Here is an 8,935-nt window from a genome sequence, read left to right as displayed (position 1 = left end):
TAAACCACATCGGCGGTGGCCGGCCTCGGTAAACACCCGATGTACTGAAAACGGCTTGATTTGCCGAGGGCCCGAAAGTTTGCGATAATCTTGGGTTTCGCCCAACGCTGATTCATGGCATTGGGCACAAAGGAAGAGTTATGAAACGCACCTACCAACCATCCAAGACACGTCGCGCCCGTACCCACGGCTTTCTGGTTCGCATGAAGACCCGTGGTGGCCGCGCCGTGATCAATGCACGCCGCGCCAAAGGCCGCAAGCGTCTGGCTGTCTAATGCCTTTTCGACCGTCTGGCTGTGGCCTGACGCCACTGCAGGCGGTTGATTCCAGGGTTTGGCCATCGTGCAGCGTTTGAAAACACGCCCACAATTTCAGGCCGCCCTGGCGGGTGGAACAGTCTCGCGCACAGCGCATTTTGCGTTGCACCGTCTGACCTTGACCCGCCCCACGGACACCCCCTTGGCACCAGCCGACCAGGTCGGGCCTGCACCTTCACAGGAGCAGGCCCTTTTTGGCTTGTTCGACGTTTGGCTGGGCGCCATGGTGCCCAAGCGCTGGGCGCGCCGTGCCGTGACGCGCAACACCATCAAACGCCAGATCTACAACGTGAGCGAACGCTTTTGTGATCGCCTGCCTGTGGCTGCCCATGTGGTGCGCTTGCGCATGGCTTTTGATCGCCAACAATTCATCAGCGCCACCTCCGAACCCCTGAAACTCGCGGTTCGGCAAGAGCTGGAGCAATTGTTTGAGCGCGCCGTTCGACCCGAGGTGCGCGCATGATCATTCAGCGCTTGTTGATGGGTGTGGTGGGTGGCTACCGCTTGCTGCTGAGCCCTTGGCTCGGTTCGTCGTGCCGATTTGAGCCCACTTGCTCGGCCTATGCCTTGCAAGCGCTGGAGCTGCATGGTGCCGCCAAGGGCAGCTACCTGACGGTTCACCGCTTGGTGCGTTGCGGCCCCTGGTGCCAGGGTGGCCACGACCCCGTTCCCCCACAAGCCCCGCGCTTGTTCTCTGATTTGTTTTCCCCTACTTCGTCAAAGAAGACCCCATGAACGATATCCGCCGCACCATCCTTTGGGTGATTTTTGGTTTTTCCATGGTCCTGCTGTGGGACCAATGGCAGCTGTACAACGGCCACAAGGCCACGTTCTTCCCCAAGCCGGAGGCCGCAGCCCAAGCAAGCGCAACGGCGCCCACACCTGCAGCCAGCGGGGTGCCTTCTGCCTCGGCCGCAGCGCCCGCAGCCACGCCCGGACAAGTGCCCACTTCTGCGCCTGCTGCTTCGGCCACACCGCGCGAAAAGATCGAGGTGGAAACCGATGTGCTCAAGCTCAGCTTTGACACCGAAGGCGGCTCGCTGGTGCGCACCGAGTTCACCCGTCACGCCGACTTTGTGGACGCCAGCAAGCCTTTTGTCTTGCTCGACCAAAGCAGCAGCCGTGTTTATGTGGCGCAAACCGGCCTGATCGGCGGTGATTTCCCGACGCACAAGGCCGCCATGAAGTTCAGCGGTGAACGCAGCCTGAAAGACGGCCAGAACGAACTGACCTTGCGCTTCGAATCCGATGCACAAAACGGCGTGAAGCTGGTCAAGACCTACACCTTGCAGCGTGGCAGCTATGTCATCGGCGTCAAGCACGAAGTGGTCAACACAGGCACCACCAACGTGTCGCCCCAGCTGTATCTGCAACTGGTGCGTGACGGCAACAAGCCCGCAGGCGAGTCGTCGTTCTATTCCACCTTCACTGGCCCCGCCATTTACACCGAGGCCAAGAAATACCACAAGGTCGAGTTCAGCGACATCGAAAAGAACAAGGCCGAAATCGACAAGACATCGCCCAATGGCTATGTGGCCATGGTCCAGCACTACTTTGCCAGCGCCTGGTTGTTGGCAGACGGCATTCAGCGCGAAAACTTTGTGCGCAAGGTCGACACCAACCTGTATGCCGTGGGCATGATCACCCCCCTGGCCGAGCTGGCCCCCGGCCAGTCCAAGACCGTGAGCACCCAGCTGTTCAGCGGTCCGCAGGAAGAAAAAGTGCTCGAAGCCCTGGCCCCTGGCCTGGACCTGGTGAAGGACTATGGCTGGCTGGCCATGCTGTCCAAGCCTTTGTACTGGTTGCTCGACAAGCTGTTCAGCTTCATCCAGAACTGGGGCTGGTCCATCGTGGCGCTGGTGCTGTTGCTCAAGATCGCTTTCTATTGGCTCAACGCCAAGGCGTACGCCAGCATGGCCAAGATGAAAGCCATCAACCCCAAGATCATGGAAATGCGCGAGCGCCTGAAAAACGATCCGCAAAAGATGCAGCAGGAAATGATGCGCATCTACCGCGAGGAAAAGGTCAACCCGATGGGCGGCTGCTTCCCGATCATGATCCAGATCCCGGTGTTCATTGCCTTGTACTGGGTGCTGTTGTCCAGCGTCGAGATGCGCAATGCGCCCTGGATCGGCTGGATCAACGACTTGTCGGCACCTGATCCCTACTTCATCCTGCCTTTGGTCATGACATTGACCACCTTGCTGCAGACCGCGCTCAACCCCGCGCCACCAGACCCGATGCAAGCCAAGCTGATGTGGATCATGCCGCTGGTGTTCTCGGTGATGTTCTTCTTCTTCCCGGCCGGCCTGGTGCTGTACTGGATCACGAACAACATTTTGTCGATTGCACAGCAGTGGATGATCAACACCCGCATGGGCGTGCCACCGCAGTTCAACTTGCCCAAGTTCAAGTAACACGCATTGATGTCATGCCGGACTCGATCCGGCATCCATGCCTGTTTCACCATGGACCTCGGGTCAAACCCGGGGTGACAAAGGCTTGCTTGGGGTGACAAATTCAGCGGCCTAGCCACACGCACCACCGAACCATGCTTGCCAGACACCAGGAACCCATCGTCGCCATTGCCACCGCACCCGGTCGCGGTGCGGTGGGCATCGTGCGGGTGTCGGGCCGCCAGCTGGCGCCGCTGATCCAGGCGCTGTGCGGGCGTCAACTCAAGCCGCGTGAGGCCACTTACCTGCCTTTTGCCGATGCCGACGGCAGCCCCATCGACCACGGCCTGGCGTTGCACTTTGTGGCCCCGCATTCGTTCACGGGCGAAGACGTGCTGGAATTGCAAGCGCACGGCGGGCCGGTGGTCTTGCAGTTGCTGGTGGCGCGTTGCCTGCAAGCGGCGGCCGAGGTGGACCCGACCACAGGCCTGCCGCGTTTGGCCGGTTTGCGCGTGGCGCAGCCGGGCGAGTTTTCTGAACGCGCTTTTTTGAACGACAAAATCGATTTGGCGCAAGCCGAAGCGATTGCCGACCTGATCGACGCCAGCACCGAGGCTGCGGCCCGCAGCGCCAGCCGGTCTTTGGCAGGTGATTTTTCCAAAGAAATCCATGGGCTGCGCGATGCGCTGATTCACCTGCGCATGCTGGTGGAGGCGACGCTGGACTTCCCGGAAGAAGAAATCGATTTCTTGCAAAAGGCCGATGCGCAGGGGCAGCTGACGCGGCTGCAAACCGCTCTGCAGACCGTGCTGGGCAAGGCCCGGCAGGGCGCTTTGCTGCGCGAAGGCATCAAGGTGGTGATCGCGGGCCAGCCCAATGCGGGCAAGAGCTCACTGCTCAACGCACTGGCCGGGGCCGAGCTGGCCATCGTCACGCCGATTGCGGGCACCACACGCGATGTGGTGCAGCAAACCATCCAGATCGAGGGCGTACCACTGCATGTGATCGACACCGCCGGGCTGCGCGAAGGCGAGGGCGTGGACGAGGTCGAACAAATCGGCATTGCGCGCGCCTGGGGACAGATCGAGAACGCCGACGCGGTGCTGTTCTTGCACGACCTCACACGCGTGGGCCAGGCCGATTACGACCGAGCCGATGCCGACATTGCGACCGCCCTGCAAAGCCGCCTGCCCGCCAGCGTGTCGGTGATCGACGTGTGGAACAAGGCCGATGCGGCACAGGTGTCCGGGGAGCGCACGGGCTTGACGCTCTCGGCCCGAACCGGCGAAGGCCTGCAGGCCCTGCGCCAGCAACTGCTGCAGCAAGCCGGTTGGCAGCAAGCCAGCGAAGGCCTGTTCATTGCCCGCGAACGCCATGTGCAAGCGCTGCACCGCGTGCGCGAACACCTCGATGTGGCCGACGCGCACCTGGCCGCGCAAGCCCAAAACCTCGACCTGCTGGCCGAAGAGCTGCGCCTGGCCCAAAACGCGCTCAACGAGATCACGGGCGAGTTCAGCGCCGACGATTTGCTGGGCGTGATTTTTTCAAGTTTCTGCATCGGCAAGTGAGCCAGGCCCTGTGCCTTCGCCCGTCATGGATACCCGCATGCGCGGGCATGACAGACAGGGGCACGTCACGCACACATCTGTCACACCCGACTTGATCGGGTGTCCATGCCTTCGGCTGCCGTGGATACCCGCGTGCGCGGGTATGACAGGTAAGGGCATGACGCGCGGGCATGACAGGCAGGGGCACGTCACGCACACATCTGTCACACCCGACTTGATCGGGTGTCCATGCCTTCGGCTGCCGTGGATACCCGCGTGCGCGGGTATGACAGGTAAGGGCATGACGCGCGGGCATGACAGGCAGGGGCATGACAGACACAAGCCACAAGCGCTCAGGGAAAGCCCCAGAATGGTCGCGCCCGTGACTATTTTGGGGCGCCAACCAGCACAAGATAACCCTTTTGCCGAACACACCCGCCATGACCACCGATGCCCAGCCCAGCCTCAGCCCCGAGCAAGACGCCTATTTGCGCGAACGCTCGGATTGGATGGGTGCGTATTTGGTGTTGCACGCTTGGGGGGTGATCGCGCTGGCCATGGCGTTTTTCATCGCGTGGCCCAACCCCTTGAGCTTCATCGTGGCTGTGGTCGTCATTGGCGGACGGCAGCTGGGTTTGGCGATCTTGATGCACGATGCGGCGCACCGTGCCTTGTTCAAAAACACCCGGCTCAATGACACGCTGGGCGCGTTTTTATGCGGTTGGCCTGTGGGGGCGAGCCTCACGCTCTACCGCCCTTACCACCTGAGCCACCACCGCCACACCCAGCAAGCCGAAGACCCCGACCTGATTTTGTCCGCACCTTTTCCGATCACGAAGCAAAGCTTTTGGCGCAAGATGCGGCGCGACATTCTGGGCATCACGGGTTACCAGCGGCGCATGGAGTTTTTCCGCATGGAAATGGGCGACAGTCCCAGCCGCTGGCAGCGGGTGAAAAACCTGATCGCCGCAGAAAAATACTTTTTCCTCACCAATCTGGCGATCTTCGCCGTCACGGCTGCGGCCGGGGTGTGGTGGGCTTACTTTGCGCTGTGGCTTTTGCCCCTGTTGAGCTGGTATCAGGTGATCAGCCGCATCCGCAACATCGCCGAGCACGCGGTGGTGGGGGACAACGACGACCGTTTGCGCAACACCCGCACCACCATGGCGAACTGGGGCATGCGCATGGTGCTGGCACCGTACTGGGTCAACTACCACCTGGAGCACCACCTGTTTGTGTTCACCCCCTGCTGGAAGCTGCCTGCGGCGCACCGCATGCTGATCGCGCAAGGCTTTGGGCCGCGCATGGAGTTGGCGCCCGGCTATCTGGCGGTGCTGCGCAAAGCCACCGCCAAAACCCACGACGACCCGGGCGCTCACCAGCGCAAGGTCGGGGCCATGATCTGAGCAGCAGATGCCCCGACAGCGCCTGCTGTCACTATCACAGTGAAAGCACGGCGCTCAGGCGGGCATGCCACCAATGCGTGACATGAGTTCGGCTGCATTGCGGGCACCGAAATGCGCACGCAAACTGGCCCGCAGTTTTTCCACTGTTCGCGGACTCAGGCCCAGTTCTTTGGCCGAATCCTTGGAGGTTTGCCCCTTGGCCATGCCGGCCAGAACTTCCCGCTCACGCGGGGTCAGACGTTCGGCATCTGCCACAGCCGACAAGGGCTCAAACACCCACGAAGCGGTCTCAAACAGATCGGTCAGGTCTGCCGCACGCCCATGCACACGCACCCAGATCAAGGAGCCATCGCGGCGGCGCATGAGGCGTTCGTCCTGGTATTGCCCCTGAGTGGCCATGACTTGCCAGCCGCGTTGCCCAATGCGCTCGAACTCGTCCTGACTGGGGTACAGCATGGCCAGGCTGGCGCCTTGCATTTCGTGAATTTCGTGGCCAAAAATATGGGCAAATGCGGTGTTGCACAGCACGATCTGGCGACGAGAAGACATCATCAAACCCAAGGGACTGAGCGAGACCAAATCGCCCCAATCGGTGCTCATGTTGGATGAATCAGAAAGAGGGGTATTTTTACGCAAGGGTTAGTCCGGGCGTGTTTTGACGACTGCACAAAGCATGATGAGCCACCTAATATAGCTGCAAGCGTGATCCCTTTTACGCTCCTGAAAACCCTTTGCTCATTGGACACTCACTGATGTTGGTTGACCTGATGGGTTACGCACATGGCTGGCCCGCGTGTAGCTCGGTGCTGGAAAGGTTGAACTGAGATGAACATCGCCCTTTGGTTGGCGCGCAGCGCCGAACGGTATCCACAACAATCGGCCATCGCCCACGGCACCGAGGTCTGGTGCGACTACGCCGAGTTTGCCCGCCGGGCCGCACGCACAGCCCACTGGTTGCGCGCACAAGGCGTGCAGGCCGGTGATCGGGTGGTGCTCTTCATGCACAACGCACCCGAATACCTGCCCCTGATGTGGGGCATTTGGTGGTGTGGCGCAGTGGCCGTACCGGTGAACGCCAAGCTGCACGAACGCGAAGCGGCCTGGATCGCCGGGCACAGCGAGGCGCGTCTGGCTTTTGTGGATGACGAACGTGCCAGCGGCCTGCAGCAGGCCTTGAGGGAATTGAACGCCGCCACGCAAGTACAGGCTGACCACTCTTTCATGCAACAAGCCGATGGCCCGCAGCTGGCTTTGCAGCCTCGCGAAGACGATGCCCCAGCCTGGCTGTTTTACACCAGCGGCACCACGGGCAGGCCCAAGGGCGTGGTGCTGTGCGCCCGCCAATTGCGCGGCTGCGCGCTGGCTTATCTGGCCTCGGTGCAATCGGTGCAGCGCGGCGACACCATGCTCCACCCTGCACCGCTGTCGCACGGCGGCGGCATGTACCACCTGCCTTATGTGCTGAATGCGGGCTTGAACGTGGTGCCCCGCTCGGACGGCTTTGACCCGCACGAAGCCCTGGCGCTGGCCGCGCACTGGCAGCAGGCCTCGTTTTTTGCAGCGCCCACCATGGTGCGGCGGCTGGTCGATGCGGCACGCACTGGGCCGGAGCGCCCGCAGGGCCTGGCCACCATCGTCTATGGCGGTGGCCCCATGTACCTGGCCGACATCGAAGAAGCCCTGCAAGTCATCGGGCCGCACTTCGCGCAGATCTACGGTCAGGGCGAATGCCCCATGACCATCAGCGTCTTGCCCAAGAGCGATGTGCTGGACACCGACCACCCGCGCTGGCGGGAACGCCTGGCCTCGGTGGGTCATGCGCAGGCCATGGTCGAGGTCAGGATTTGTGACGAGGCGGGCACCGAACTGCCTGTGGGCGAGGTGGGTGAAATTTGTGTGCGCAGCGAATTGGTCATGGCCGGGTATTGGCGCGACCCTGAAGCCACCGCCAAAACCATCCGCAACGGCTGGCTGCAAACCGGCGATGTGGGCCGCCTGGACGCCGACGGTTACCTGAGCCTGCTCGACCGATCCAAAGACATGGTGATCAGCGGCGGCACCAACATCTACCCGCGTGAAGTCGAAGAAGCGCTGCTGACGCACCCGCAGGTGGCCGAGGTCTCGGTGATCGGCCGACCCGACCCCGAGTGGGGCGAGGTGGTGGTGGCCTTTGTGGTGTGTCGGCAAGCCCTGAGCGTGGCCGAGCTGGATGCGCACTGCCTGGCCCAGGTCGCGCGTTTCAAACGCCCCAAGCATTACCACTTTGTCGAGGCCTTGCCCAAAAACAACTACGGCAAGGTGCTGAAAACCGAACTGCGCACACTGGATGCGCAAAGCCTGAAAGGAAACACGTGATGAGTACCACACACTGCGCGCTGGTCACCGGTGCCACGCAGGGCATTGGCCTGGCCATCGCCACACGGCTGGCGGAAGCCGGACAGGACGTGGTGCTGCATGGCATCGAGTCCTTGTCCGAAGGTCAGGCGGTGGCACACGCTCTGGCGCAACGCACAGGACAACAAACCGCTTATGTGCCAGCCGACCTGCGCGACCCGCAAGCGGCCAGTGCGCTGTGGGCGCAAGCGGCCAAAGCCCTGCGCACGCCAGATATCCTCGTCAACAATGCGGGCATTCAGCACACCTGCCCGGTGCAAGACTTTCCGACCGAACGCTGGGACGCGATTTTGGCCATCAACCTGAGCGCAGCGTTCATGACCGTGCGCTCGGCAGTGCCCGCCATGCGTGCACAAGGCTGGGGCCGCATCGTCAACATCGCCTCGGTGCACGGGCTGGTGGCCTCGGTCAACAAAACCGCCTATCTGGCGGCCAAGCATGGCCTGGTGGGCCTCTCCAAAGGTGTTGCGCTCGAAACTGCCACCGATGGCATCACCGTCAACTGCATCTGCCCGGGCTGGACCGACACCCCCATCATCGCGCCCCAAATTGAGGCACGGGCGCAGGCGCTGGGTGGCAACCGCGATGCGGCGATCCGTGATTTGCTGCGTGAAAAGCAGCCCAACCAAACACTGCTGCCGCCCGGACGGATTGGAGATGTGGCCGTGTTTTTGTGCAGCGATGCGGCCGCAGGCATCACGGGTGTGTCGCTACCGGTTGATGGTGGCTGGACGGCGCAATGAGACCTGAAGTGTGCAAAAGCGCTTTGGCACCGTGGGACGCAGACACGTGCGAGACAACCCCCCGGGATAACCATGACGCAAAACTGACAAGAGCCCAGCACAATCCAGATGCTAAGAATTTTTAACCGCCGA

General features: G+C 61.9%; 9 protein-coding genes. 8 read left to right on the top strand and 1 reads right to left on the bottom strand.

Annotation, left to right across the window (positions count from 1 at the left end):
* Window positions 1-140: 140 nt before the first annotated feature.
* The 6 genes from rpmH (at window position 141) to ACZ5RT_RS16135 (ending at window position 5,666) form a co-directional block, all read left to right on the top strand.
* Window positions 141-275 (top strand): 50S ribosomal protein L34, encoded by a 135-nt coding sequence (gene rpmH, locus ACZ5RT_RS16160; RefSeq protein WP_005798102.1) that lies wholly within the window; start codon window positions 141-143, stop codon window positions 273-275.
* Between the two features lie 67 nt (window positions 276-342).
* Window positions 343-780, top strand: a complete 438-nt coding sequence (locus ACZ5RT_RS16155) for a ribonuclease P protein component (protein WP_464453137.1) — start codon at window positions 343-345, stop codon at window positions 778-780.
* Complete coding sequence (gene yidD / locus ACZ5RT_RS16150; RefSeq protein ID WP_464454236.1) at window positions 780-1,052, top strand: membrane protein insertion efficiency factor YidD; 273 nt, start codon at window positions 780-782, stop codon at window positions 1,050-1,052. Before ACZ5RT_RS16155 ends, yidD begins: the two co-directional genes overlap by 1 nt.
* On the top strand, window positions 1,049-2,734 hold the full coding sequence (gene yidC, locus ACZ5RT_RS16145; RefSeq protein ID WP_464453136.1) for a membrane protein insertase YidC: 1,686 nt from the start codon (window positions 1,049-1,051) through the stop codon (window positions 2,732-2,734). Before yidD ends, yidC begins: the two co-directional genes overlap by 4 nt.
* A 134-nt stretch (window positions 2,735-2,868) precedes the next feature.
* Window positions 2,869-4,281, top strand: a complete 1,413-nt coding sequence (mnmE, locus tag ACZ5RT_RS16140) for a tRNA uridine-5-carboxymethylaminomethyl(34) synthesis GTPase MnmE (RefSeq protein WP_464453135.1) — start codon at window positions 2,869-2,871, stop codon at window positions 4,279-4,281.
* 419 nt (window positions 4,282-4,700) lie between these two features.
* Window positions 4,701-5,666 carry a fatty acid desaturase family protein gene (locus tag ACZ5RT_RS16135; protein WP_464453134.1) on the top strand — a complete coding sequence of 322 codons (966 nt, stop codon included), beginning with the start codon at window positions 4,701-4,703 and terminating at the stop codon, window positions 5,664-5,666.
* 54 nt (window positions 5,667-5,720) lie between these two features.
* Here the strand turns inward: ACZ5RT_RS16135 and ACZ5RT_RS16130 are convergent, their stop codons facing one another.
* On the bottom strand, window positions 5,721-6,266 hold the full coding sequence (locus ACZ5RT_RS16130) for a LuxR C-terminal-related transcriptional regulator (protein ID WP_464453133.1): 546 nt from the start codon (window positions 6,264-6,266) through the stop codon (window positions 5,721-5,723).
* A 225-nt stretch (window positions 6,267-6,491) separates the two neighbouring features.
* Here ACZ5RT_RS16130 and ACZ5RT_RS16125 point away from each other — a divergent pair, with 225 nt between their 5' ends.
* Both ACZ5RT_RS16125 and ACZ5RT_RS16120 read left to right on the top strand, forming a co-directional pair.
* Complete coding sequence (locus ACZ5RT_RS16125; RefSeq protein WP_464453132.1) at window positions 6,492-8,021, top strand: AMP-binding protein; 1,530 nt, start codon at window positions 6,492-6,494, stop codon at window positions 8,019-8,021.
* Window positions 8,021-8,803: a 3-hydroxybutyrate dehydrogenase gene (locus ACZ5RT_RS16120; RefSeq protein ID WP_464453131.1), complete on the top strand. Its 783-nt coding sequence runs from the start codon at window positions 8,021-8,023 to the stop codon at window positions 8,801-8,803. Before ACZ5RT_RS16125 ends, ACZ5RT_RS16120 begins: the two co-directional genes overlap by 1 nt.
* The last annotated feature ends 132 nt before the right edge of the window (window positions 8,804-8,935 follow it).

This window comes from Limnohabitans sp. TEGF003 (genome assembly GCF_055395455.1).
The sequence above is the reverse complement of the archived record's forward strand: the minus strand, read 5'-3'. Positions and strand labels throughout refer to the sequence as shown.

Excerpts from the sequence above, each read along its gene's own strand:
- rpmH (WP_005798102.1), top strand. The coding sequence starts at position 141 with ATGAAACGCACCTACCAACCATCCAAGACACGTCGCGCCCGTACCCAC.
- ACZ5RT_RS16120 (WP_464453131.1), top strand. The coding sequence starts at position 8,021 with ATGAGTACCACACACTGCGCGCTGGTCACCGGTGCCACGCAGGGCATT.
- ACZ5RT_RS16135 (WP_464453134.1), top strand. The coding sequence starts at position 4,701 with ATGACCACCGATGCCCAGCCCAGCCTCAGCCCCGAGCAAGACGCCTAT.
- ACZ5RT_RS16130 (WP_464453133.1), bottom strand. The coding sequence starts at position 6,266 with ATGAGCACCGATTGGGGCGATTTGGTCTCGCTCAGTCCCTTGGGTTTG.
- yidC (WP_464453136.1), top strand. The coding sequence starts at position 1,049 with ATGAACGATATCCGCCGCACCATCCTTTGGGTGATTTTTGGTTTTTCC.
- mnmE (WP_464453135.1), top strand. The coding sequence starts at position 2,869 with ATGCTTGCCAGACACCAGGAACCCATCGTCGCCATTGCCACCGCACCC.
- ACZ5RT_RS16125 (WP_464453132.1), top strand. The coding sequence starts at position 6,492 with ATGAACATCGCCCTTTGGTTGGCGCGCAGCGCCGAACGGTATCCACAA.